At 34.5% G+C, this 24,536-nt stretch carries 23 protein-coding genes; all 23 read right to left on the reverse strand.

What is annotated here, in order from left to right; genetic code table 11:
* Positions 1-8 precede the first annotated feature (8 nt).
* The gene (locus tag HMPREF1135_RS07500) at positions 9-1,310 is read right to left on the reverse strand and encodes a CdaR family protein (RefSeq protein ID WP_007593767.1); all 1,302 of its coding nucleotides are present in this window, start codon (positions 1,308-1,310) and stop codon (positions 9-11) included.
* The gene (cdaA, locus tag HMPREF1135_RS07505) at positions 1,294-2,166 is read right to left on the reverse strand and encodes a diadenylate cyclase CdaA (protein WP_007593768.1); all 873 of its coding nucleotides are present in this window, start codon (positions 2,164-2,166) and stop codon (positions 1,294-1,296) included. The genes HMPREF1135_RS07500 and cdaA overlap by 17 nt, the downstream gene beginning before the upstream one ends.
* The gene (locus HMPREF1135_RS07510; RefSeq protein WP_007593769.1) at positions 2,163-3,128 is read right to left on the reverse strand and encodes a hypothetical protein; all 966 of its coding nucleotides are present in this window, start codon (positions 3,126-3,128) and stop codon (positions 2,163-2,165) included. Before HMPREF1135_RS07510 ends, cdaA begins: the two co-directional genes overlap by 4 nt.
* Before the next feature lies 1 nt (position 3,129).
* Positions 3,130-3,537 carry a hypothetical protein gene (locus HMPREF1135_RS07515; protein WP_007593770.1) on the reverse strand — a complete coding sequence of 136 codons (408 nt, stop codon included), beginning with the start codon at positions 3,535-3,537 and terminating at the stop codon, positions 3,130-3,132.
* Positions 3,538-3,688: 151 nt separating this feature from the next.
* Positions 3,689-5,026, reverse strand: coding sequence for a lipopolysaccharide biosynthesis protein RfbH (rfbH, locus tag HMPREF1135_RS07520; RefSeq protein ID WP_007593771.1), 1,338 nt, complete (start codon positions 5,024-5,026; stop codon positions 3,689-3,691).
* Positions 5,027-5,045: 19 nt separating this feature from the next.
* Positions 5,046-6,101 carry a CDP-glucose 4,6-dehydratase gene (gene rfbG, locus HMPREF1135_RS07525; RefSeq protein WP_007593773.1) on the reverse strand — a complete coding sequence of 352 codons (1,056 nt, stop codon included), beginning with the start codon at positions 6,099-6,101 and terminating at the stop codon, positions 5,046-5,048.
* Positions 6,102-6,881: a glucose-1-phosphate cytidylyltransferase gene (gene rfbF, locus HMPREF1135_RS07530; protein WP_007593775.1), complete on the reverse strand. Its 780-nt coding sequence runs from the start codon at positions 6,879-6,881 to the stop codon at positions 6,102-6,104.
* Between the two features lie 46 nt (positions 6,882-6,927).
* On the reverse strand, positions 6,928-7,185 hold the full coding sequence (locus HMPREF1135_RS07535) for a type II toxin-antitoxin system Phd/YefM family antitoxin (protein WP_007593777.1): 258 nt from the start codon (positions 7,183-7,185) through the stop codon (positions 6,928-6,930).
* Positions 7,186-7,303: 118 nt separating this feature from the next.
* Positions 7,304-7,945 (reverse strand): D-sedoheptulose-7-phosphate isomerase, encoded by a 642-nt coding sequence (locus HMPREF1135_RS07540; RefSeq protein ID WP_007593779.1) that lies wholly within the window; start codon positions 7,943-7,945, stop codon positions 7,304-7,306.
* A gap of 43 nt (positions 7,946-7,988) precedes the next feature.
* Positions 7,989-9,080 (reverse strand): acyltransferase family protein, encoded by a 1,092-nt coding sequence (locus tag HMPREF1135_RS07545; protein ID WP_007593781.1) that lies wholly within the window; start codon positions 9,078-9,080, stop codon positions 7,989-7,991.
* Between the two features lie 5 nt (positions 9,081-9,085).
* Positions 9,086-9,445, reverse strand: coding sequence for a cupin domain-containing protein (locus HMPREF1135_RS07550; protein ID WP_034243419.1), 360 nt, complete (start codon positions 9,443-9,445; stop codon positions 9,086-9,088).
* Positions 9,446-9,502: 57 nt separating this feature from the next.
* Positions 9,503-9,910, reverse strand: a complete 408-nt coding sequence (locus HMPREF1135_RS07555; RefSeq protein WP_007593784.1) for a GtrA family protein — start codon at positions 9,908-9,910, stop codon at positions 9,503-9,505.
* Positions 9,903-10,649 carry a glycosyltransferase family 2 protein gene (locus tag HMPREF1135_RS07560; protein WP_007593786.1) on the reverse strand — a complete coding sequence of 249 codons (747 nt, stop codon included), beginning with the start codon at positions 10,647-10,649 and terminating at the stop codon, positions 9,903-9,905. The genes HMPREF1135_RS07555 and HMPREF1135_RS07560 overlap by 8 nt, the downstream gene beginning before the upstream one ends.
* A gap of 8 nt (positions 10,650-10,657) precedes the next feature.
* Positions 10,658-11,542, reverse strand: coding sequence for a sugar nucleotide-binding protein (locus tag HMPREF1135_RS07565; protein ID WP_007593788.1), 885 nt, complete (start codon positions 11,540-11,542; stop codon positions 10,658-10,660).
* Between the two features lie 8 nt (positions 11,543-11,550).
* A complete protein-coding gene (locus HMPREF1135_RS07570) occupies positions 11,551-12,792 on the reverse strand; it encodes a protoporphyrinogen/coproporphyrinogen oxidase (protein WP_007593790.1) in 1,242 nt (413 codons plus the stop codon).
* Positions 12,793-12,898: 106 nt separating this feature from the next.
* Positions 12,899-13,936: a GDP-mannose 4,6-dehydratase gene (locus HMPREF1135_RS07575; RefSeq protein WP_007593791.1), complete on the reverse strand. Its 1,038-nt coding sequence runs from the start codon at positions 13,934-13,936 to the stop codon at positions 12,899-12,901.
* Positions 13,937-13,948: 12 nt separating this feature from the next.
* Complete coding sequence (locus HMPREF1135_RS07580) at positions 13,949-14,962, reverse strand: GHMP family kinase ATP-binding protein (RefSeq protein ID WP_007593793.1); 1,014 nt, start codon at positions 14,960-14,962, stop codon at positions 13,949-13,951.
* Positions 14,963-15,103: 141 nt separating this feature from the next.
* On the reverse strand, positions 15,104-17,170 hold the full coding sequence (locus HMPREF1135_RS07585) for a hypothetical protein (protein WP_007593795.1): 2,067 nt from the start codon (positions 17,168-17,170) through the stop codon (positions 15,104-15,106).
* A 78-nt stretch (positions 17,171-17,248) separates the two neighbouring features.
* A complete protein-coding gene (locus tag HMPREF1135_RS07590; RefSeq protein WP_007593797.1) occupies positions 17,249-18,316 on the reverse strand; it encodes an acyltransferase family protein in 1,068 nt (355 codons plus the stop codon).
* Positions 18,313-21,702 carry a glycosyltransferase gene (locus HMPREF1135_RS13540; protein WP_007593799.1) on the reverse strand — a complete coding sequence of 1,130 codons (3,390 nt, stop codon included), beginning with the start codon at positions 21,700-21,702 and terminating at the stop codon, positions 18,313-18,315. Before HMPREF1135_RS13540 ends, HMPREF1135_RS07590 begins: the two co-directional genes overlap by 4 nt.
* A gap of 32 nt (positions 21,703-21,734) precedes the next feature.
* Entirely contained in the window at positions 21,735-22,712 is a 978-nt protein-coding gene (locus tag HMPREF1135_RS07605; RefSeq protein ID WP_007593802.1) for a glycosyltransferase, read from the reverse strand.
* 13 nt (positions 22,713-22,725) lie between these two features.
* Positions 22,726-23,799, reverse strand: a complete 1,074-nt coding sequence (locus HMPREF1135_RS07610; protein WP_007593805.1) for a glycosyltransferase family 2 protein — start codon at positions 23,797-23,799, stop codon at positions 22,726-22,728.
* Complete coding sequence (locus HMPREF1135_RS07615; protein ID WP_007593807.1) at positions 23,792-24,535, reverse strand: ABC transporter ATP-binding protein; 744 nt, start codon at positions 24,533-24,535, stop codon at positions 23,792-23,794. Before HMPREF1135_RS07615 ends, HMPREF1135_RS07610 begins: the two co-directional genes overlap by 8 nt.
* Position 24,536 lies beyond the last annotated feature (1 nt).

Raw genomic sequence — 24,536 nt, forward strand, 5'->3', positions numbered from 1 at the left:
AACCTCCCTTAGTTTTCAGCAGCGGGACTGCTCTCTTCACTGCTGCTCTGTTCTACTGTAGTTGTCGTTTCATTTCTTTCATTTGCGGGACTTCCTATCATAACCTCAAAAGGAGTATATGAATCCACACTCAAACCTGTAGGCAATTCAAATGTAAGGGTTCCGTTATTGGCTCCTGCCGTCATCTTACTTACATCAAGAGTAGCCTTAATATCTGAATTTGATACGGCCTCAAGATTTGCGCTAAGGCCTGAAACCACAACAGTTATCCTCTCAGGAATGATATTTGTGGAAACTCCGGTTCTTGATCCCTTTATCTCCAAATCACCTATTGTCAAAGTCACAGACTTCTTATCAAGCGCCTCTACTTTCAATGTCACCTTGATATTCGTATCACCCATTGCCGATACATTTTCCGGAAGGAAATTTTTCACATCGACATCTACAATCACATCACTTGTCGCTCCCTCGACACTGAGCGCCGTTGCAGGTATCGTTACAGCGTCAAGTCCTTCAAGTACTTCGGGCTGTCCACGTACCTGTATGGATTTTGTACTGCTCTCAGCACCTGTAAATATATAACCCTCGGCCGCTTCTCCACCTACTTCAAAGTTTAATGCCAAAGTTCTTCCGTTTAACATTACGATACTGTAATTTACCGTATCAAAGCTCTTGGTTACTCTACTGTCGGATATTATAAAAGCATTACCGTTGGCATCAAAATACTTCAGCTCGGCTTTTCCGGTTACATTACCGTCCATTCCGTCAACATCAATCTCCACGCCGACTTTACTTATTTGTCCGATAACTGATACCGGACCTGTGACCGCCACCGTATTCTTATCAAGCCTTACCTCACCCACAGAATAACCGTCCGACGGAGTACCGGTAATCTTGGTAGTCATAGTAAATTCTTTTCTTTGCAAATCCTCAATACTTATTCTGACAATACTCGGCTTTGAAGTAACCGCACCTGAAATCAGATTTTTATTGTTCAACACTTCAACAGATATCGGTACAGCACCCGTTATGTCATACATATCTCCAAGATCTATTGAAGCCTTAAAATCTGACGCCGAAATCTTGCTCTCATCTCTTGAACGTACTTCATAACTTACAGTTACCGTATTTCCTCCCATTAAAGAATAAGTCTTACCTGCATCGGTAATAACATTGGCATTTAAAACCTCAAGATTAACCGTCTGAGATCTTGTAACAACCGGATTTGAAATATTTATTACAACTATCCATACAAAAAATGCTATAGCCAAAGAGCTGATTTTCAAAACAAGATTATTTGTCTTTTTCATTACCTCTTCCTTTCAACAACTTTGACCATAAAGAGCTCTTCTTCTCCTCCGCTGTATTCTCAAGTAAAACGGAAAGCTCCTTTCTCAGTTCCTCACTGTCATTTACCTTTATCAAATTTCCGCCAAGTGCCACAGAAACCCTTCCGGTCTCCTCAGATACTACTATGGTAATGGAATCCGAAACCTCACTTATACCGATAGCGGCTCTATGCCTGGTTCCAAGATCCTTACTGATTCTCATATTCTCAGAAAGAGGCAGATAACAGGTTGCCGACACAATTGTATTTCCTCTTATAAGCACCGCACCGTCATGAAGAGGGGTGTTATGTTCAAAGATATTTATAAGCAATTGACTTGATACAATACCGTTTATCAAAATTCCGGTCTTTTCTATATTTACAAGACTATCTTTTCTCTCTATAACAATCAAAGCTCCCGTTTTCGGTTTTGACATTGTAAAAGCCGCATTAACAAGCTCTTCTATCGTACTCTCGCCTACATCGTCTGTAATTGCTTTATTGTCAAAAGCAAAAATCTTCATTAAATTTTTATTTCCCAGCTGCTCAAGAGCCTTTCTGAGCTCAGGCGCAAAAATTATAATAAGCGCAGTTACCGCAATGGTTGCAATCCTTCCCAGAATCCACAATATAACATCAAAGTGTAATATATATGCAATAATTGTAAATCCCAATATAATAAGCAAACCCTTTAACAAGGTCCATGCCCTGGTCTTTGTAATCCATGTCATTATTTCATATACAATATATGCAATAATCAGAATTTCAATTATATTGAGTACATCTATATGTGGAAAATATGAAAGCCCATCACGCATCAGCCTCGTGATTATGTTCATTCACTACCCCCATTATTTTTGTTATTCTTTTTCTTTCCCTTTGTACTGAACGATTGTACCTTCTTGTCTGCGGCTGTAATCGTAATCTTCGGAACAGCCTTTACAAAATAATAATAATCATCATCCTCAAACTGGGCATATTCGGACCTGCTGTAATCTACCGAGAAAACAAAGAAATTATACACATATGCAATAATCACAGATATTGCAAGTCCTATTATAAAGTCCAAAAGAGGAGTGGATATATCAAAAATAAAATCTCCGGCAAATATACCGATCAAAATTGTAATAGCACCGGCAGCAATGGCTATCTGCCATGCATAATCCATATTCTGCTTATGCACCATATACACTATAAAAGTGGTAAGAGCAAATACTATTATAAATAAAAGCATAGTTTTATTTGAAAATATACCGTTTATTGCCTGTGAATATCTTTGTGTAATATCTACGGACTGTGTATTTGTCAAAACACCTATGTTCTGCCTCGCAAACATACATGTAAAGTATATAAGTATTCCGGCTGTAATAGGAACAATGCTTACCGCACTTCCCATAAGTCCTACCACAAGAGGTATAACATACGGTATCTTCACGGCAAAGAGTATCGGTACAAGAATCAAAAGAACACTGTCTCTCTTACCGAATCCATAGTACAAAAATAATGTAAGTATCAGTATTATACCTACCAGTAATGCCAGCTCAAAGGATGCCGTAAACAGATTTATCATTAAAAAAGCCGCCACTATTAATACGCCCGCCATATAAGGCAGAAAAGCACCTATTACAGATAATACAATAGGAACCTGTATCACAGAGACTTTATTCTGATAACCCAGATTTATACTTATAAGCATCATAGCTGTAAATAATATTATATATTTAATTCCCTTATCTATTATGGAATGATATTTTGCATAGAAACCTTTCAGGCTGTTTCTAAATACATATAGCTGTAGCATTCTAACCTCCGATATTTGGTGTCTTATCTTTGTTTTCGAATTTTTTTTCAAAATAGTTCAATCTGTCATTGTAGACTTTAAGGCTCCTTTGCGCCTCATCGTATTTTTTTGAAAAAAATCTATATGTAATAAGCTCAAATGCAATCAATCCCAATATATATATAACAATGTAAACTACCGAAAACACTCCGACTGTAGTTACACTGGACATCAACTCTTCCAAATTGTAAAGAACGGCCAAAACAATTATAAGAAGAAAGCAAAAGGTATAAACAAAAAAGGACTTAAGCATTTGTTTACCCACATAATCCTCTTTGAAATAATTATCTATCTCAAACATCTGCTCGCCCTTCCTCTTTTTTAATAATGCTAATTCCGTCATCTGCTTTATTTTCTCTTCGTTTAGCATACTTTCTCCCAACACAAAACTTTCTGCGACATTTTCCATTATTATATCATATCTAAGGTTGCATAGCAAATATGGGAATGGTGTTGATAAACTTTCACTTAAACAAAAAAGCTGAAATACCATGTATAATTTATGATATTTCAGCCGATTTTTATTTTACACCTTCTATAATCATCTTTGCCATGAAGTCAATTTTTTCATCCGTCATTCCCGGATATACACCTACCCAGAATGTATCATTCATAATACGATCTGTATTTGTAAGTTCTCCGACAATTCTGTATCCTTCTTTAGTCTCTCTCATCTGATCGAAACATGGATGCTTTGTGATATTTCCCGCAAAGAGCATTCTTGTCTGGATGCCGTTTGACTCAAGCTTATTTACAAGCTTTGCTCTCTCAACACCCTCTTTACATGTAATAAGGAAACCGAACCAACTTGGATCTCCGTTCTTTACAGGAACCGGAAGTATAATCTTATCTTCTACCGGCTTTAGTGCCTCATATAATCTCTTGTAATTTTCTCTTCTTCTTTGAGCAAAGCCGGGGAATTTCTTTAACTGTGCCACTCCGACTGCCGCCTGAAGATCTGTAGGCTTTAAATTGTATCCAAAATGTGAGTAAACATACTTATGATCGTAACCTAAAGGCAACTCACCATATTGACGGTCAAATCTGTGTCCACACATATTATCCTGTCCTGAATGGCATACACAATCTCTTCCCCAGTCTCTTATGGATTTCATTATCTTACTTAAAAGCGGATTCGAAGTATATACAGCTCCACCCTCTCCCATAGTCATATGATGTGGAGGATAGAAACTTGATGTTCCTATATCTCCGATGGTACCTGTAAACTTCTTCTCACCATCTATAACATATGTGCTTCCAAGTGCATCACAGTTATCCTCAATAAGCCAAAGATTATGTTTCTTGCAAAAAGCCACAACAGACTCAAGGTCGAAAGGATTTCCTAAAGTATGTGCCACCATTACAGCTTTTGTTTTTGGTGACAAAGCTTCTTCAAGCTTAGTAACATCTATATTATACTGTGGTATTGTAACATCAACAAAAACAGGTACCGCACCGTATTGTATAATAGGTGTAACTGTTGTTGGGAATCCGCATGCTACAGTAATGACCTCATCACCTCTTTTGACCTGTCTTTCACCTAAAAGTGGTGAAGTTAATGTCATAAATGCAAGAAGGTTTGCACTTGAACCCGAATTTACAAGTGATACGTATTTTGTACCGAACTGCTTTCCGAATTCCTTCTCAAACTCATCAAAATATCTTCCGGCTGTAAGCCAAAACTCCAAAGAGGCATCTACAAGATTTACCATCTCCTCGGAGTCGTACACTCTTGAAGCGTAAGTTATTCTGTCTCCTTCTTTAAATTCTTTTTTTATATTGTGGAATTTGTCATGATACTCCTTAACCAACTCCAATATCTCTTTACGAGCATCTTCCTGTGTCTTATTTTCGAACATCTTTCCTCCAAACTATATCCTACTTTAAGTAGGATCTTATCTGACTTTCTGTAATGTAATTCATATCTTCACCATTGTTCCATGCTTTATACCATTCCACACTTAAATCAATGGCTCCATGTACATCCAGTCTCGGCTTCCATCCATATACCGCCTTTAACTTATCGCAGTTGAGTTTTAAAAAACCTGCCTCATGAGGACCGCCGTCTGATTGAATTTTGAAATCAAACCCTTCTCCCCAGGCTCTTTTAAAGCTCTCTACCAAAGTCTGTGCATTTACACAATCACTGTCATCAGGGCCTACATTAAAGTAACCTTCAAACCTCTCTCTGTCCTGTGCCTGTCTCATAACTATATCAAGGTATATAAAGAGAGGCTCCAGTACATGCTGAAAAGGTCTTATGGAATTCGGATTTCTTATTATAACGGGATTTTTTAATATTGCAGCTCTTACACAGTCAGGAACTATTCTGTCCTTTGCAAAATCTCCTCCACCTATTACATTTCCGGCTCTTGTTGTAGATACAGGTAAAGCATTTAAAAAACTCTTCTTGTAACTATGTGTAACAAGTTCTGAACAAGACTTTGAATTGGAATACGGATCATAACCGTCAAGGAAGTCGGTTTCGACATATCCCTTATCCTGCTCTTTATTATCATATACCTTATCTGTTGTAACATTTAAGAAACTCTTTACACTTTTAGAGAGTCTTACACATTCCATTATATTTACAGTACCCATTACATTGGTTTCATAGGTGTATACAGGTCTTTCATAGGAATCTCTAACTATAGGCTGTGCCGCCATATGGATTACATATTCCGGCTCTACCTCATCAAAAACCTTTTTCAGATGTTCAAGGTCTCTTATATCTCCGATAACGGAGTTCATCTCTGTTTCCAAACCTAAAATATCAAAAATATTTGTATCTGTAGGTGGATCAAGCGCGTAACCTGTAAGTTTGGCACCACACATTATAAGTATCTTAGAAAGCCAGGAACCTTTAAAACCTGTATGCCCTGTAAGAAGTACTTTTTTACCGCCATAAAACTCTTTTAACTCTTCAAAATTCATTTATTCAGTCCACCTCATCCATGGGGCCTTTCCGCTTGCCCAAAGATTTTCCAATTTTTCTTTTTCTCTTTGTGTATCCATACACTGCCAAAAACCGTCATGCTCAAATCCCATAAGTTCGCCATCCTTAGCAAGCTGTAGCATAGGCTTTTGCTCAAATATAGTAGCGTCACCCTCTGTGATATAATCAAATATATTCGGATTCAACACCATAAAGCCGCCGTTTATAATTGCAGAATCATCTTCGCTCTTTTCTCTGAAAGATGTAATGAGACCCGATTCTTCCTTTTGCAGTACACCCTTTTGCTGCGCCAGGCTTACCGTAGTTATTGTTGCAGTCTTTCCATGGCTTTTATGGAACTTTAAAAGTGCGTCTATATCCACATCTGCAACTCCGTCACCATATGTGAGCATAAAAGGTTCATCTTTCAAATGCTCTTTTGCTCTCAAAATTCTCCCACCTGTCATAGTATTAAGACCTGTATCAAGCACTGTAACTTTCCAGTCCTCCGCATTTCTTCTGTGTACTTCCATATTGTTATGCTTCATATCAAATGTAACATCAGAATTGTATACAAAATAATTTGCAAAATACTCTTTTATCTTGTTCTGCTTATACCCTGCCAAAATAACAAATTCATTAATTCCAAATGTTGAATAATACTTCATAATATGCCATAAAATCGGCTGACTGCCAATCTCAATCATTGGCTTCGGTTTCAAATGGCTTTCCTCAGAAATTCTTGTTCCAAGTCCGCCTGCTAATAATACAACTTTCATTTTGATCTCCACGTTTATCAATCTGCATTTTCTGTAAAAGTTATTTTCATTCAGCCATATCCTCTAACTCATCTATTGTTTTAACAACAATTTTCCCCTCTTCAAGCTGTTTTATTGATTCAGCTATCTTTGCCAGATACTCATTATTCTTTTCCGCTTTTTCAAGCTTATTATATTCGCTCTCACTCAATATGACAATGTTCTTATTACTTGGACGTGAAATCAAAACTCTTTCACCTGTGCATACAAGATTACTGATTTTCTTAAAGTTGTTTCTAATATCTGTTGTTTTCAATGCTATCATAACAAACACTCCTTTGAAAAATCTGTACATATTTATGTACTAATATTAATACCTAAATATATCTGTGTCAATACACTAAAAAAGGCGCCCACATTTGAATGTAGCGCCATATCTCATTCTAAAAAAATCTTTCTTCAAGCATCAAGCATAAAGCATGATATACAGGTAAATGTAGCTCCTGAATCTTGAACGTTTCCTTCTCCGGAACAATGATAATCTCATCACAAAATTCCTTCATCTTTCCGCCGTCTCTGCCTGAAAGTCCTATAGTTTTCATACCCTTTGCTTTGGCTGTAACCAATGCATAAAGTATATTCTCTGAATTTCCTGAAGTGGATATACCAAGAAATACATCTCCCTCTCTTCCGAATCCGTTGACCTGCTGTGCAAATGAAAGTAGAGGATTACAGTCATTTAAATATGCGGTTGAAAGCCCCACATGTCCTGTTACCGCAATTGAAGGCAACGCCCCCTGCAGATTATCAGCTAAAACAGTACCGAGCTTTTCATCCACAGTTTTCAACTTATTTTGTAAATCATCTTGTAACTTTCTAGGCTTTATAAAAGCTTTCATCAGCTCACCTACTATATGTTCAGAATCAGCTGCGCTTCCACCGTTTCCGGCTACCAAAAGCTGACCTCCATTGACATAAGATTCTTCCAAAACTTTATATACAGCAAGTATATTATCTCTTTGTTCTTTCAGTTCAGGATACCTTTCCAACAACTCTTCTAATATTCTAATAATACTTTCTTTCATAGCATACTCTCTCTAATATTATAATATTTTTGACATAGTAGAATTATGTTTTACTTTTTAGTCTAAGCTTAATATTCTTTTCTACAATGTTTAAAACTCTCATTACTAAATACGCAACAATAATATGAATTAATATGTATGATATATAAAATGGTATAGATTTCATTCCACGAATAAGTCCTAGTCCATCCAATAATAAATAAAATATTATCTCGATAGTATAATTCATAAGATATATATGAAATGAAATATCTCCTAAAAATTGTAATGGTTTTAATAAAAAGAATTTATTTAAGATTTCTAAATGCAGTACAAAAAATGTTAAAATTGGCCATAAAAACATTCCTGTAAATACTGTTAAATTCCCAATTTGTACATGTGCTAAAGATAAAATATAGATCAATATAAGGTAAATGACAAAAGCTAATGCGAGTATATTCTTATCTCTATCTTTAAATATCTGATATATATGGCATAAAATTGCACCACTAAAAAAAGATATATATCCTCTCGACATGTCCCTATTAAACAAAAACATCGCAGTATTTGATGGTGTGAATTGTATAAAAAGTCCTATAAATACAATCAATGTCATCAACCATACTCTTAAATCCTTATTGTGCTTAGTTGAAAAAACAACAAAATAAAATATAACCCAACAAATTAAAAAAACAGTTATTGACCAAGCGGGAAAATTCCAGCTCTGTATTCCATTGTCTATTGCACTCATACCAAATATTGCTAATGTAAACGATACAAAAGTATTTGTACTTCCATCTTTGAAAAATGGATGATTAAATCGTGCAAAAAAAATACCATCCAATATCAGTGAAGTAATTAAGCTAAACAAAATTAATGGAAATAATCTAAAAAATCTCTTTTTTATGAAAGTAGAAAAATTTTCTCCATCATCTATTCTTGCTGTATATACCAAACATGATGTAAAACCGGACAATACCAAGAAAAACTCTACAAAACTCCCCCCATTACTGTAAACCCATTCAATCCAACTCACCTCACCAAATGGACGAGTAAGTGTATATGGGAAATCAATTGTAGCAATATGATATATACATGCTATAGCAATAGCAAGAATACCTTTTATACCATTTAATGCATAATATTTAGACTTCATTTTTACTATAGGATATAGCTATCCATTCCTCCATCAGCCAATTCTACCCCTTTATCATACATGGCGACAAGTGTTGTATCTTCCAAATAATCAAAACTATGTACAACATATGGAAGCACCTCAAACATATCTCCAGCCTTAAAATCATATTCTTCTACCACACCGTCTTTTTCAGCTGTAAACTTAAAATGTCCGGATATAATGTAAAAAACTTCCCTGTTCATTTTATGATAGTGACCTCCTCTAAATACACCTTTTTTTGATGTCACCACATTCATTTGTTTATATCCTTCATGTACAAGTTGAACTAAAGTTCCTCTATCGTCATTAAATGTAAAATCAGGTTCTAAAATATTTATTAACATATCTACACTTTCTAAAAAGTAAAAAGGTATTTTCTTATACAAATTACACCTATTTTACTATTCTCTTTTGAAAATAAAAAACTTACTTGCAATATAATTTATAACAATTACCAGAATATTAATAATAACCTTTGATAAGGTATCATCTATCCTTATAACACTTACAAAAACCCACATCAAAGCCGTATCCAGGATTCCTGTAGCAAGTCTTGCCGACAAAAAACCCAAAAACTCCTTCATAGCTACCGACCTACCCCAACTTTTACTCTCAAATACAAATAATTTATTTGTAATGAATGCAAAAATAAATGCCAAAATCCATGCTAACACATTTGCGACTAAATAAGGAATCCCACATATCTTCGCAAACACTTGATATGAAGCTATATTAATAACTGTAGCTCCTACACCAAATATTCCATAAAAAAATATTTCTTTATACTTTTTCCAAAGATTACTAATCATTGATCAACTCACTTCTCTTTTCAAATTTCACTTTGAAAGCAATCTTTAAATATTTAAAAGTTTGAAGAAGTGAATTTTGTGATTCACCTTCTTGTCTTGCTGCCCAATTTGAAGGAATCTCATGTATCTTAACCTTTAATCGTATAGGCTTTAATGCTGTCTCAAGAAAGAAAGGATGCTTTAACTCCTCCCATTTTATTCTCTGCATAAGTTTAGTCGGAGCAAGCCTGTAACCAAATGTAATATCTGTAAGTTTTACACCATAGAAAACAGCAAACATCTTTTGAAAGAAAAAATTTAAAACAAGCTTTACTTTACTATACCCTGCAAAGCTGCCCTTATGTAACCACCTTGATGCCGTAACCATATCATTTGGATATCTTTTACCCATTAAAATAAAATCTTTTACATTATGAGGATCCGTTTCCAAATCAGGAGCCATCATAAGTATATGGCTTCCCGTGGCTTTCATAAATCCGTCGGCAACTGCGCCTCCTGCAAACGGTCTCTTCTGATATAGAATGTGAAGTGGTACCCCAACTTCTTCACAAACCCTTTGAGATTTCTTTATAGCTTCTATACTCTCAGGTAGCGTACGATCACAAACTACTGCAATAAACTCTTTAATATCCTTATGTTCACATTCTTCCAATATAATATCAACTGTTTGATTGAATGAAAAAGATTCATTCAATGTCGGAAGAATGATTGAGACATTTTTAAATTCTTTTGTTTCCACAATTCCTCCTAAATTTCCAAGCTTACTTCATTCAATTTAAATATAGATTTCAATAACTTATTATCCATTATTGTCGAACTTGCCCTCTTTGCCACAAAAATTCCTTCCGAGTCCTCTACCTTTATGGCTCTAACCAAGTTCTTATCTACACCAAGTTTACCGGCAATTATTATACCAACATCATACTTTGACAAGGCCTTATCAGACGAAATATTAACTACCGGATGTTTATCTCCCATTTCAATCAAATCCACAAGATAATCTGCAGCCTGTCTAAATGAAATAGTTGAGCGATATGAATCACTAAACATATCCATTCCGTCTCCTGATCTCAAATTCTCCACAATATAATCGTAAAAATGTTTCTTTGCTGACAAAAGACTTGTTCCTATCAAAAAGGGATAACGTACTACTTGGTATCCATATGTATTTACTATTTTTTCTGCCAAAGCTTTTTGTTTTCCATATGTATTTACAGGATTTGTTTTATCATCTTCTTTAAATACTTTTCCATCTATACTGTTCCCGTAAACACTGTCAGATGACGGATAATAAAATACACTGACATTTTCCATTGCATTAAGGAAGAAAGATAATGCGGTAATATTAGTATTCCAAGCTATTCTAGGATTTTTTTCAACTAAGTCCGGATTATGATATGCTGCAAGATATACAATCTTTTTATCTTCATTTTTATACTCATTACAAAAACTGTTTACAGCATCAAAATCACAAATATCTAAATTCTTCCATGTGATTCTTTCATCCTTTAGTGTATCTCCTACTAAAGAAATATCTCGGCAACAAGCTACGACTCTTTCCTGTGTTTTATTCAAAATGGATTTTAGGATATATGATCCTAAAAATCCATTTGCTCCAATTATACAGTACATAACAACCTCTACAGATCCTTAGTAAGTTCCATTGCATCAAGCATACATAAATCCATATTTTTATAATTCCATGTTGCCCATCTTCCAAGAAGATTAAATGAAGAATCTCCTTTAAAGTACTCTTTGATTCCGTTTACATTTGTATCGTATGCTTTATCATGAATAACATATGCATACTCTGAAAATTGCTGATCTAAAATCTTCTCAAAACCAAGTTCTTTTGGTAGTGTATTATCATTTACTATATCATCAGTCACTTTGAAGCTTGTACCTATCACTTCGAGCGCACCACAACCTCTGGTTGTGTCAGGATTAGCATATGGAGTTAATGCACTTTGATACCCTACTCTATGGCACTTATAATCATGTGAAGGTATATATAGCCAAGTAATATCTGTCTTTGGGCAATCAAACAACACTGTTGTCAAGCTGTTATACTTTAATCCCTTTATCAATTCCACAATCTTATCAGGAAGTTGCATGATTTGCGGGAGCTCAGGCAGAGGAATAGTGCTGATGATTTTATCATACTCTCCTTCACCGTTTATATTCCACTTTTCATTCACCTTTTCTAATGACTTGATTGTAAAATCAGTATGTATATTTAATCCCTCACCAATCGCATTTACCATAGACTGAATACCACCGTGAAGTGGATAGTAAAATGATGAATGCGGCATCTTTCTTTCCTTCGGATCTTTCAAAATTACTGAACGAATAATTTCTTTTTTAGTTGGAAGAGGCATCTTTCCTCTCATCCATCCTGTTCCCATATCTTCGAGCGGATAAGCCCAAATTTTTTCGTTGTATGGTATCATATAAAAATCCGCAATACTCTTACCAAAATTCCATGTCAACCAATCCTTGAAGTTATCAGGTTCAGGCCCCATCTGTGACAATACAAAATCATGAACACAATCCACTGCATCGTCTGCATCCAATTCGCAAAGTGAAAGTTCAAAAGGATATGATACATACTTGCCTGAAAAGAAAATCTTAGCATTACGATCGGTATATTTCCAATTCTCCTTTGGGTAGATAGAAAATACCCAGTCCATTACTTCTTTATGTTTTGAATTTAAGATATGACCTCCATGTGGATCATACAACATTCCGTTTACATAGCGGCTTCTTGCAAGTCCGCCAATTGTCGGATTTTTCTCATAAACTACAACTTCATGACCCTTATCATGTAACATTCTGGCAGCACTTAAACCGGATACACCTGCACCTAAAACAGCTATTTTCATTATTACTCCTTTATACAACTACGATACTCACAGCATCTATTCCTACTGTATATTTTATGCAAACAAAGGAAATGTATCAGTACGTGACTAATACATTTCCATATTTTTATCTTGTCAAGAACTCATGTCCACCTTTTACTCTATCTCTCCAATAGTTCAAAAGATCTTCCATAGTCTGCTCAAATGGAATTACCGGCTCCCAACCTGTATGAGCAGTAAACTTTCTGCAATCCGGAACCTGTAAATCTGCATCAATAGGACGAAGTCTTTCCGGATCTTCCTCCACTTTGATTTGATCTTTCATAGGTGACATATTAATAAGTGCCTCTAAAGTATCACCTACTTCACATGTATACCTTCCACCAATATTATAATACTCTCCCGCTATAGGATTCTTTGTTACAAGTATATAGTAAGCTCTAACCGCATCTCTTACGTCTGCATATGTACGAAGTGATTTTAGATTTCCAACTTTTACAACTGGGGGAAGCATACCTGCCTCAATCATAGCAATCTGTTTTGCAAATGTGGACTCATGGAAAACGTCTCCCCTTCTAGGTCCTGTATGAGTAAACATCCTTGTGGTCATTACTGTCATTCCAAATGCTTCTGCATAATATCTTCCAACAAGATCTGTTCCAACCTTTGAAATAGCGTATGGTGAAGCAGGATGGAAAGGACAATCCTCATTTATGCCCTCTTCAGGTTTCTTATCTGCCGGAATCTTTCCAAACACTTCTGAAGATGCACAAACATGAATCACCGGCTTATACTTATCATCAGCAACCATTGCTGCATGAACCGCTTCAAGTAATCTACATGTTCCAAGTATATTTGTATTTAAAGTATCTATTGGAGCTGTAAAACTGGTCTGAGGATAGCTCTGTGCAGCCAAATGGAAAATATAATTCGGCTTGATTTCTGTAACAACACGATATAGTGACATCTGGTCATTTAAGTCAGCATACTCAAAGAATACCCTATCCTTCTTATTTACCCTATCCAACAAATGATCTACATTGTCAAGTGGGCTTCTCCATCTGCATACACCGTAAACATCCCAATCTGTCTCTTCCAAAAGAAAATCAGCCAAATGAGATCCAACCATTCCTGTAATTCCTGTAATTAATGCTTTTGTAGCCATACTACTCCTTTCTTATGAACCTTCCTTAACAGATTCTAAATCAAAATATTCAGGTCTAAAATACATAATTCTTGTTCCCTCATTCTCAAACTCAAAAGGAACATAAACCAAATCTTCAAGTGCCTTTTTCACATTTTCCTGATACTCCGGCTCTACATAGAATAACAAAAAACCACCTCCACCGGCACCAAGCAACTTTCCACCTGTTGCTCCTGCGTCTAATGCTTTTTTGTATAAAATATCAATATCGTTATTACTGATATCTGATGTAATACCTCTCTTAAGTTTCCAAGTATAATCAAGTAACTTGCCAAATTCATTCAAATCAGCCTTAGATACTAGCAGCTTTTGAACATCGTCAACCAATGCCTTCATCTCTAAAAGTTCTGCTGTCTTATCCTTTGTAGCCTTCACCTGATTCTTGGCAATATCACTTGAGAATCTGGAAAAACCTGTAAAGAATAGCATCAATCTGTCATTCAAATCTTTCTTTCTATCTGTAGAAAATACCAGTGGTGTAACAGTATATCCGTCATCTCTAAAGTCTATTCTATTAAACCCACCAAACGATGCCGCTATCTGATCTTGAATACCTCCTGCTTCATTACATAGAACTCTTTCTATATAAATCGCATCGTCTGCAAGCTTTCTTTTATCAGCATATTTACCCTTTAATGCATAGCAAGCATTCAACATACCAACTGCAAATGAAGAACTTGTACCAAGTCCGGATCTTGCCGGAAGATCAGCCTCATACACTACTCTGAGTTCGTGCATATCCAAATATTTCATGATGTTTCTAACTGCCGGATGCTGAATTTCATCAATTGTCTTAGTTCTCTCAATTATTCCATATGTTATTTGATTTGAATAATCAAAAAATCTCGGCAAGTGGCGAACAGTTGTATAACAGTACTTATCAAAAGTAGTTGAAATAACTGCCCCTCCATGCTCCTTGTAAAATCCTTCATAATCTGTTCCTCCACCGAAGAAGGACATTCTAAATGGTGTCTGCGCAATAATCATAATCTCTCCTGCATAACAATATGCACTCCTTTTTTTAAATTTAACTCTAAATCTCAATGTAATCTTTCACCAGCAATAAAATATCATAAAAAATCGCAATAATCAAGAAAACACCTTACTGTTAGAGAATTGTAAGTTTTATTAATTACGAACATAGGTCTGTACTGTAGACTTCTCATCTTGACTAATCTGATGGAAGTTATCCTCAAGTATTTTTCTGTTATTATCATCTAATTTTACATGAATATCCAGCAAATAAACTTTTGTATATTTTTGTATATCTAATCCATCAAAATTCTTTTTATAACTTAGTGGTTCAAATTTTCCGTTATGACTTAGGTAATAGTCCCATCCTGTAGAATACACTGAACTAATAAGTACTAACGTATCCGGAGAATTTGCATCCGGCTGATTTAAAAGGTATTCTGCCGCCTCTCTATACGGTTGATAAAACATTCCTTCCATATCACCTTTTACTCGAAATACAACATTACTGTTTACAAATATCAAGAAAGCTAAAACAGTATATACAAAACCTGCTTTTTTTATTTTATCCTCAGTAAAAAAGGAAACTACATTAACAAGTCCAAAACTTGCTATAATTAGCATATATGGTAATAAATTAAGAAAATACCTATGTGTCCATACAGAAGACTTCGGATTTATATATTTTGAGTATATAAACACTATAGCTATCTCTACTGCAATAGTTATTATCAATGCTATATTTAGACTTATATCAACTCTATTCTCTTTTACTTTGTATAAGGTTATAAAGAACCCCAACGTCAAGCATAGCATTACCAACTCTTGAGACGATAAAAGCCATACAACTATAGCTATAATACTACTGTAATTAGGTGGACTAATCCAAAATACACTTCCCCATTGCTCTCTGGTTATAATATAGTTAACAATAAGCCATGGCAAATATACAGCCCCTGCAACAATATATGAAAAAATAAATTTATATGTGTATCTTTTCTTTATGAATAGGTAACATTCATATAGGAAAAAACCTAAACAAGTCAAAATTCCAAAATAATGAGTATAGCAAATTGCCAAAATAGCGACCGTATAAAGTGCTGTTATCTTATTTTTACTATCTATGCCATCTTCAAATCTTCTGATAATAACATATAACAAAAACAGAGACATCAGTATCATAAAACCATATGACCTAACTGCAAATCCCGAATTCACTATCAATGCGTTAGATGTTATCAAAAGCATCTCAAAAATAATACCGACATACTTATTCCAACCTTTTCTTACAACTATGGCACCAACATAAAATCCTAAAGTATTTGCTATAATCGAAAGCATCCTAGCCCACAAAGTCAATGCTTCTACACCAACCGGAATCAATTTTGAGAAATAGTGCCATGCAATTGTATATAATGGTGGTGTAGTAGACTCTTCTTTTAAAATAGTCTCTATTACATTTCCAAGGCTTCTGTTCTTTGCCGCTATCCCCATTGTTGCAGAATCATCCATCCAAGTAGATTTATAATTCCCAAGTGACATCATGATGACAAATCCCACAAATGCAATTACAACAGCTATACACTCATACTGATATCTTTTTATAAACAATATAATTTTATCTTTAATTTTATAAAGTAAAAATGCTATCACTTCCAGTAAAAAATACTCTATAAATAACAAAAGTATATTTATAAAATCTAGTTTTGTTATATTTCCTGTATTTGGCAACATCACAGACACAACATCATTATCTGAATCTTTATATGTTGACACAATTTTCTCAGATGAACCGTTAAAGCTAATAGCAACTTTACCCCCCCATCTTGTAGCATGGAAATTAATTTTTCTACTATTGCCCTTTTGGAATTTTATTGTAATTGAGTCTGTAATTCCAGTGACAGATACTCCGCCCCATCTTTGTCCACCGTTTGTGTCCAGCCATTTTCCATCTGATACTTTATATCCTAAAATATTATCATTCTTATCTTTTATATTTTGTACAGTTATATATGTATTCTCAGCAGATACTTCCTTTTCATTCAATGCTCTAATTGTAATATAATCTGATGGAAATAAACAGAAAATATTTATGCATATTACTACCACGGTGATAATAACTCCAAACACTGCTGAATATAATAATTTATTTTTTTCACCTTTAAATAGTATTAGATTTAAAACAACCAGAGCAAACCATAATACTAAATAGATACTATTCATTATTAATCCTCTCTAATATTTATAATTAAGCAATATAACTTTCAGTAATTATTACCAATTAATTCTATCTGTTTAGTTTTAAACTTTAACATTAGAATAATACAATTTTTTTAAGAAATGCGAAATATTCCTCTCAAAAACTTCATGTACTATTACAGCCATACCAAAATTTAATGCTAAATAAAATAATGTAGAATATGGTTGCTTTATATCAGGCAAAAAACAAGATAAAAAATTACTGCAAAATGACTGCATAATATAAAAAGCATAACTTATTTCTGCAAAATAGTCTAACTTCTTTGATCCCAATACTTTTGAAAATATACCTTTGTTTTCCGCCATCATTAAAATAATAATTCCTACTATAGGAATCAATATTAACCAATTGATGAAGCTGCTTTGTCTAAAATAACACATTCTAAAAATACAACAAATGAATATCCCCTCAAAAAAAGTAGCTACTATACTCGGCATTCTTTCTATAACTAATTTTAAAGTATCAAAAATACTATATGATGCTACACCCAAAAGCATACCTGCCGATGCTCTAAACAGTGGTGCCGGAATATAGCCAAAAATAAATCCTTCCATCGGCATATCCGGATCTTTCAAGTAATAAAATGCTAACAAATATATAATAGCTGATAGTACTGCTGCTAAAACTCCACCTATCTTTTTAATTCTAACCACAATATATACTATCGGCGTACAAATAAACATTGCCGAAACATACCATGCTGGACCATTTATATATTTAAGTCCACTTAAACCTGTGCATTGAAGCATAATAAGTTCTACTGTATAAGATTTGAAATGCGAACCATCTTTTAGCCATGCTACATAGTCACCGTTAAACCATGTTATTGCATACACAACAGGAAGCAAAATAAGTCCCATTATATATGCAGGCCATAGACGAACAAATCTGTCTATCATGACTCTATGCAAAGCCTTTACTTTTCTTGATAATGTCATTGCCATAAAAAAACCTGACATTACAAGAAAAAATTCTACAAACAGATATGCAGTTAACATAATTTGCTTTCCTTCTATAAACGGAAAACTAAGTTCAAAATGATAAAGAGCTATACCAAGAGTGGCAATGACTCTCATACCTATTAATCCATTTCTTTTTTCGCTGCTCATAATTCTTTATCCTGCTTCTTTGCTACTATATAAAATGTTTTGTTTAAATCAAAATCATCATATGGTAATTCATATACATGTGGCGGATTTATAGTCCCTCTAGCAAGATCGTACGGTGAAAAAGCCTCTGTAATAATTTCAAATCCTACTTCAACGAATCTATCTCTCCACCATTCATATGGATGCAAATTCACATGCCAGTTAACACCGGTTTCCTCATCTATGTCGTCCCAATTTGCAATACTGCCTATAAAAATACCTCCGGTATTAAGATGTTTTTTTATGTTCTCAAGAAGAACAGGTAAATCTTCTTCTTTTATATGCTCCAGTACTTCCCAAGCAGATATAACGTCAAATTCTTTCAATTTACCATCTTTTTTCAAGGTAAACGGTTTTGTTATATCACAAGTAAACAGATTTTTAGGTATTATTCTCCATTGTGCTCTCTGCTGCTTGAAAGACTCATCACTACCTTCAAGCCCTACAGCTTCATGGCCACGAAGCAGAGCATCAAGTACAATTCCTCCACTTGAGCATCCCAAGTCAACAAATGCCAACTTTTCTCTATCTTTAAAATACATTTCACAAGCATGTATAAACCTAGGGTATCTAGTATCATCGCGCACTGTACCATGCGGTACAAGATAATCATTACTCTCATACGCAACAGGGTATTTAGTATCCAATTCTATAGCTCCTGAAGTATTTTTAATATTTTTATCCAATAAAACAAAAATATCCGAATATGAAAAGTCCAGATGCCTATGCAACTTCAAAAACTCATCCTCACAATATTTATTTTGACTACCAATATAATCAGATATATTATTTTCTGCCTTCCATATTCTTCCATCAATCTGCTGTCCAAGATTGCTTTCAGCTTTCCATACTCTTGCATCCAGCTGTTCACCTAAGTTGCTCTCTGCTTTCCATACTCTTGCATCCAGCTGTTCACCTAAGTTAGTCTCTGCCTTCCATACCCTTGTATCCAGCTGCTCACTCAAACTATCCTTAGACTTTACTATATTACTGTTAATTCTTACTTCTTGAGCCGATAGCTTAAGTTCCATGAATTCCATCATAGTATTCATCTTTAATTCCAAGTCATTTAGGCGTTCATATAAGTTCTCACTACTATTCGACTCTTTATCATTTCCTATATTCTCCATGATACACTCTTTTATTCTACCCTCAATATCCCATACCGTTTTTTTTATATCATAAGTAGATTCGTGAAGATGACCGTCAAGATCCCATAATTGTCTTCTGATTCTATATTGTATACCATGTTTGAAAGGCGTATACAAAAATCTGAGTATATCCTTTATCCTTTCCTTAAAGCTTACCTTTTCTGTCTTAGTATTACTGCTATCCGTGACCATTTGTATTCTTTTCCCGGAGATATCATAAACTTTAAACAATCTATCTATAGGCAATATCTCGCCCAAGTCACTATTATATTCCCATGTATTGGTAATATTTCTCCATCTCTTATTTATTACTCTAAGCAATGCGTCCGCATCATAATATTTAATTCTCTTATTTGCATCCCACATCTGCTCCAAAATATTTTGTTCTAATACTATCTCTTTTTTATAAGCTTCTTTATCTAAAGACTCAAACTCGTTAATCCATCCAGAAAGAAACGGTATATGTGTAGCCGGTACTTCTACTCCAAGCGTTTCCTTTATATTTTTACCGGCAAGTTCTCCTGATTCTTTTGAAAGTGCCGCCAACTTACCTTTTGTAATATTATCTTCTCCTACTCTATACTCACCAAGTATTTCAGGAATATTGTAGAATTTAAATTTTTTACAAGCTCTGGTCCACAGTTCATAGTCCTCTGCTTGTTTAGCCTTATCATAAAATAAATCATTATCAATAAAGGCTTTCTTCCGCATCATGATAGTAGAATGACATACTAAACAATCATATATAAGTCCTGCAAGAATATCTTTGTGTTCCTTTGGTACATCATGAATATAATCTGTATTAACCCCAAAATGGTGCTGAAGGCTACCAACCAAACCATATGCTCTATTCTTATCAAGAAACTTCACCTGCAAAGCAAAACGATCATTCCTTGCCAAGTCATCACCGTCTATCCTTGCCAGATACTCTCCTTTTGCTTCTCTCATACCCAAATTCAATGAATCGGCAAGACCAAGTTTCTCCTTGTTTTGAATAATACGAATACGATCATCTTCAAACATTTTTACAACTTCAAGTCCCTCTTTACTTGACCCATATTCATTCAATACAAGTACCTCAAAATCACTGAATGTCTGCTCAAATAATGACCATAGCGTTTCTGCAATATATTTTTCACTATTGTATATAGGGAGCAAAACCGAAACTTTTGGTTTGCTACTTGCAAACTTGGTCTGAACATAGAACTCATCATGATAGAATACAGAGTTTTTATATATACTCTCCGCCTTGTTCTTGTCAAAATACTTACATGTATTATCCAACCAATCATATGTTTCTTTAAAACGTCTGTGTAATGTCTTGAAAAGATACGGAGCAAACTTCTTATCTTTATTATACAAAACATAAAATATCTTTTTTAGAAGAAGATCCAATACTACCATTTTCTCAAGTACCTCTACTCCCTCAAGCCCCTTTAATGAGTAATGTACCGACAATAGATCTACTTCCTTCCTTGAAAAGTCAATTCCCAGTTTATGGAAATGTCTTTCCATAACATCACTATAAATTTTAAATCCGATATTGTTATTTATGTAAGTTGCATTTGTACCATAAAGTCTATACTTAAATAGAACTTCTTTTAAATTCGCAATTTCTCCGAATTCCAAAATCCTTGTGAAGAAATCATAGTCCTCAGATGCTTTATAATCCTTATTGTAAAAAACATTATATTTATTTATAACGTCTCTTCTAAACAAAATAGTAGGATGTACACATGGAGAATAGAACAGTGCATCCGTTCTAATCCGAGCCGGGTCTGTTTCTAATTTCCAATCCCACTTCTCCGATCCGAAAACTTCTACTTGCACACCGCAAAGGAGAATATCATTATTACTCTCCATAAACTCAACCTGTTTTTCAATTCGCTCCGGAAGTGATATATCATCACCATCCATACGTGCTATATACTCACCTTTTGCCTGTCTAAGACCCTCATTTAACGATTCGGCTATACCTAATCTTTCACTGTTTTGAATCAATCTAATTCTGGAATCTATAGCGGCATAGCGATTTATAATCCTCTTACCCTCTTCATTGGATCCGAACTCATTGATAATAAGCAATTCCCAATTTTTATATGTCTGATGAATAATACTAAGTATTGCTTCGTCAAGGTATGTTTCCGAATTGTAGATAGGCATTACAATAGAAACTAAAGGTTCTCTTTTATCCATATTTCCTCCTATATCTTTTTAAATTAAAATTTTTAGTGTATCTTGAGAAATTTTCTTCTTAACATCCTAACTAACATTAAAATCCTTGCACCGTTTAAGACTCCAAGTTTCAATATCATTTTTTTAAAAAGACTATTTCTATTTTTTTTATATAAAAGTTTTTTGCTTTCCACTATAGCCTTTGCTTTTTTCCTTTCATTTTTATCTATATCAAAAATCATTACAAATGAAAGTATGTACTGCAATGAAAGTTTATCTCTTATAACATCCCTAAAATGTACATCACTACTATTCACTCTGTTCATGCTTATTTTAAGAATATCCATCAAATCAACAACATGTTTTAATGTAACTTTATTGGCCAGCGAGCCCTCTCTGCCAATCCTATAGTAATAATATGGTTTACCATAGAAGGCAAACCTCTTTGCCGTCAAAATGACTCCGGTGGCAAACTCAATGTCTTCACTATAAACTCCTTCCAAAAACAACAACTTATTTTCAAGAAGAAAATTTCTTCTTAAGATATACTGCCACACATTCCAGTAGTTTCTCCTCCTTTTAAGGAATAACTCAAGATATCCGTTATCACATATAAGTTCTTCACCTTCAATAGTATCGACCTGTGAGATATTATTTGAGTTCCCAACTATATAATAATCTGAGATAACCGCATCTACAGGCATCCTAATCTCCAAGCTTTGCATAAGATCAGAAAATGCTTTAGCATCTATATAGTCATCACTGTCAAAAAAAGCCACATAATCACCAATTGCATATCTTAATCCGACATTTCTTGCATTCGAAAGTCCGTCTCCATCTTGATTAACTATCCTTACCATGTCACAATACTCTTTTTGTATGTCATTTGCAATGTGCTCGCTTTTATCTCCTGAAGGCTTCACTACAAGTATTATTTCATAAGAAAAGCCATGACAATCAAGCATTGACTTAATGCAAGTTTTCAGATATTTCTCTACCTGATATACCGGCACAATAATACTTAACAGCATGGCTTTCTCCCTTCTAGAATAATTCTTTTATTTTCTTAAAAATCTTTTTTACCTTTGCTTTTATACCTTTATTCTCTTTCCAAAAATAATAAAAGCGATTTATATATGGATTCGGATATTTTATTCTAAAGATAGATTCAATACCACCTTCAACATCAACCATTCTATTGAATGGCTCTCCTCCTCTTGCCCATGCCCATTTCGCACGAATAGACCTAAGCAATGCATAATCATCAAAAAAGTTTACTTCTCTATTTTTCTCATAAATCCTTATAAGAATATTTTTCAACAACCTATAGGCTTCTTTCTTCTTATTCTTATCTTTTATCTCAAAATAATCATTCTTCCAATTATCAAAGAGTACACTCTCATCGTCTGAAAACTCAAGATCTATAGTCCTTTTCAATGTTTTTGCTACTATTCTACCACTCTCCAGATGAAGCCTTGACTTCTTCTCTAATGTGATATTGTCTTCACCTACACGATACTCTCCAAGTACTTCAGGAATATTGGCAATATCACCAAAGTCAATCACCCTACTCCACAGTTCAAAATCTTCCGCCAAATATGTATTGTCGTAATACAAATCATTTTCTATGAAAATACTCTTTCTTAACATCAATGTGGAATGACACAGGTCACAGAAAAAAACAGCATTACACTTGCACTGTGCCGGTTCAGTCGCCGGCTTATGTATCCAGTCTATATCTGTTCCGAAGTGATGCTGATACGAACCTACTACAGCCACATTTGGATGACAGTTCAGAAAATCTATCTCTTTTTGAAATCTGTCTTTTCTTGATATATCATCCGCATCCATTCTAGCTATATACTCACCGGTTGCTTCTCTCATACCAAGATTCAGTGACTCTGCAAGACCTAATCGTTTATCATTTTGAATGACTCTTATTCTGGCATCCTTCTTTTCGTATTCTTTTACTATATCGGTACATTTCTCACTTGAACCATACTCATTCAATATAAGCATGTCCCAATCTGTAAAGCTTTGTGCTATGATACTGTCTATACTTTCCTTAATATACTTTTCACTGTTATATACCGGTAAAAGTACCGTAACCTTAGGCATGCTCACCTCTCATATATGCTTCATAGGCATCACACATCTCTTGTGTTTCACCGTATCCTCTCATATGACCCTTTTCAAGCCATAATACTTTTGTACACATCTCTCTGATTTGCTCTATAGCATGCGATACCAAAATAGTAGTTACTCCACTGTCAAAAAGTTCCTTCATTCTCTGTTCCGACTTTGCCCTGAAAGACATATCTCCTACTGACAATACCTCATCTAATATAAGTATATCCGGTTTTACAAATGATGCAAGTGAAAACGCTATCTTAGACTTCATACCTGAACTTAGCTTTCTGAATGCTACATCCTCAAACTCTCTTATCTCGGCAAAATCTATGATTTCATTATATTTATCTTCAATAAATTTCTTTGTGTAACCCAGAAGTGCACCACGTAGATAAACATTTTCTTTCACAGTCATTTCATCATCAAATCCGGCTGTCAATTCAAGAAGCGGTGCCACCACACCGTTGACCTTCACACTACCTGATGAAGCAGGCATTATGTTTGAAAGCACTTTTAATATGGTTGATTTTCCTGAACCGTTTGAACCTATAATACCAAGCAACTCACCCTTTTCTACATGAAAGGTTATATCATCCAGTGCTTTAAATTCTTTTGTAATTACTTCCCCATGTATCTTTCGGATAAAGAACTCCTTTAATGACAGCTCTTTAATATCTCCCAGAATATATGTAACAGATACATGATCTACTTCTATCATATTCATA

It is taken from the genome of Lachnoanaerobaculum sp. OBRC5-5 (assembly GCF_000296385.1).
In the GTDB taxonomy this organism is placed as follows: domain Bacteria; phylum Bacillota; class Clostridia; order Lachnospirales; family Lachnospiraceae; genus Lachnoanaerobaculum.

Excerpts from the sequence above, each read along its gene's own strand:
- HMPREF1135_RS07500 (WP_007593767.1), bottom strand. The coding sequence starts at position 1,310 with ATGAAAAAGACAAATAATCTTGTTTTGAAAATCAGCTCTTTGGCTATA.
- cdaA (WP_007593768.1), bottom strand. The coding sequence starts at position 2,166 with ATGAACATAATCACGAGGCTGATGCGTGATGGGCTTTCATATTTTCCA.
- HMPREF1135_RS07510 (WP_007593769.1), bottom strand. The coding sequence starts at position 3,128 with ATGCTACAGCTATATGTATTTAGAAACAGCCTGAAAGGTTTCTATGCA.
- HMPREF1135_RS07515 (WP_007593770.1), bottom strand. The coding sequence starts at position 3,537 with ATGCTAAACGAAGAGAAAATAAAGCAGATGACGGAATTAGCATTATTA.
- rfbH (WP_007593771.1), bottom strand. The coding sequence starts at position 5,026 with ATGTTCGAAAATAAGACACAGGAAGATGCTCGTAAAGAGATATTGGAG.
- rfbG (WP_007593773.1), bottom strand. The coding sequence starts at position 6,101 with ATGAATTTTGAAGAGTTAAAAGAGTTTTATGGCGGTAAAAAAGTACTT.
- rfbF (WP_007593775.1), bottom strand. The coding sequence starts at position 6,881 with ATGAAAGTTGTATTATTAGCAGGCGGACTTGGAACAAGAATTTCTGAG.
- HMPREF1135_RS07535 (WP_007593777.1), bottom strand. The coding sequence starts at position 7,185 with ATGATAGCATTGAAAACAACAGATATTAGAAACAACTTTAAGAAAATC.
- HMPREF1135_RS07540 (WP_007593779.1), bottom strand. The coding sequence starts at position 7,945 with ATGAAAGAAAGTATTATTAGAATATTAGAAGAGTTGTTGGAAAGGTAT.
- HMPREF1135_RS07545 (WP_007593781.1), bottom strand. The coding sequence starts at position 9,080 with ATGAAGTCTAAATATTATGCATTAAATGGTATAAAAGGTATTCTTGCT.
- HMPREF1135_RS07550 (WP_034243419.1), bottom strand. The coding sequence starts at position 9,445 with ATGTTAATAAATATTTTAGAACCTGATTTTACATTTAATGACGATAGA.
- HMPREF1135_RS07555 (WP_007593784.1), bottom strand. The coding sequence starts at position 9,910 with ATGATTAGTAATCTTTGGAAAAAGTATAAAGAAATATTTTTTTATGGA.
- HMPREF1135_RS07565 (WP_007593788.1), bottom strand. The coding sequence starts at position 11,542 with ATGTACTGTATAATTGGAGCAAATGGATTTTTAGGATCATATATCCTA.
- HMPREF1135_RS07570 (WP_007593790.1), bottom strand. The coding sequence starts at position 12,792 with ATGAAAATAGCTGTTTTAGGTGCAGGTGTATCCGGTTTAAGTGCTGCC.
- HMPREF1135_RS07575 (WP_007593791.1), bottom strand. The coding sequence starts at position 13,936 with ATGGCTACAAAAGCATTAATTACAGGAATTACAGGAATGGTTGGATCT.
- HMPREF1135_RS07580 (WP_007593793.1), bottom strand. The coding sequence starts at position 14,962 with ATGATTATTGCGCAGACACCATTTAGAATGTCCTTCTTCGGTGGAGGA.
- HMPREF1135_RS07585 (WP_007593795.1), bottom strand. The coding sequence starts at position 17,170 with ATGAATAGTATCTATTTAGTATTATGGTTTGCTCTGGTTGTTTTAAAT.
- HMPREF1135_RS07590 (WP_007593797.1), bottom strand. The coding sequence starts at position 18,316 with ATGAGCAGCGAAAAAAGAAATGGATTAATAGGTATGAGAGTCATTGCC.
- HMPREF1135_RS13540 (WP_007593799.1), bottom strand. The coding sequence starts at position 21,702 with ATGGATAAAAGAGAACCTTTAGTTTCTATTGTAATGCCTATCTACAAT.
- HMPREF1135_RS07605 (WP_007593802.1), bottom strand. The coding sequence starts at position 22,712 with ATGCTGTTAAGTATTATTGTGCCGGTATATCAGGTAGAGAAATATCTG.
- HMPREF1135_RS07610 (WP_007593805.1), bottom strand. The coding sequence starts at position 23,799 with ATGCCTAAGGTTACGGTACTTTTACCGGTATATAACAGTGAAAAGTAT.
- HMPREF1135_RS07615 (WP_007593807.1), bottom strand. The coding sequence starts at position 24,535 with ATGAATATGATAGAAGTAGATCATGTATCTGTTACATATATTCTGGGA.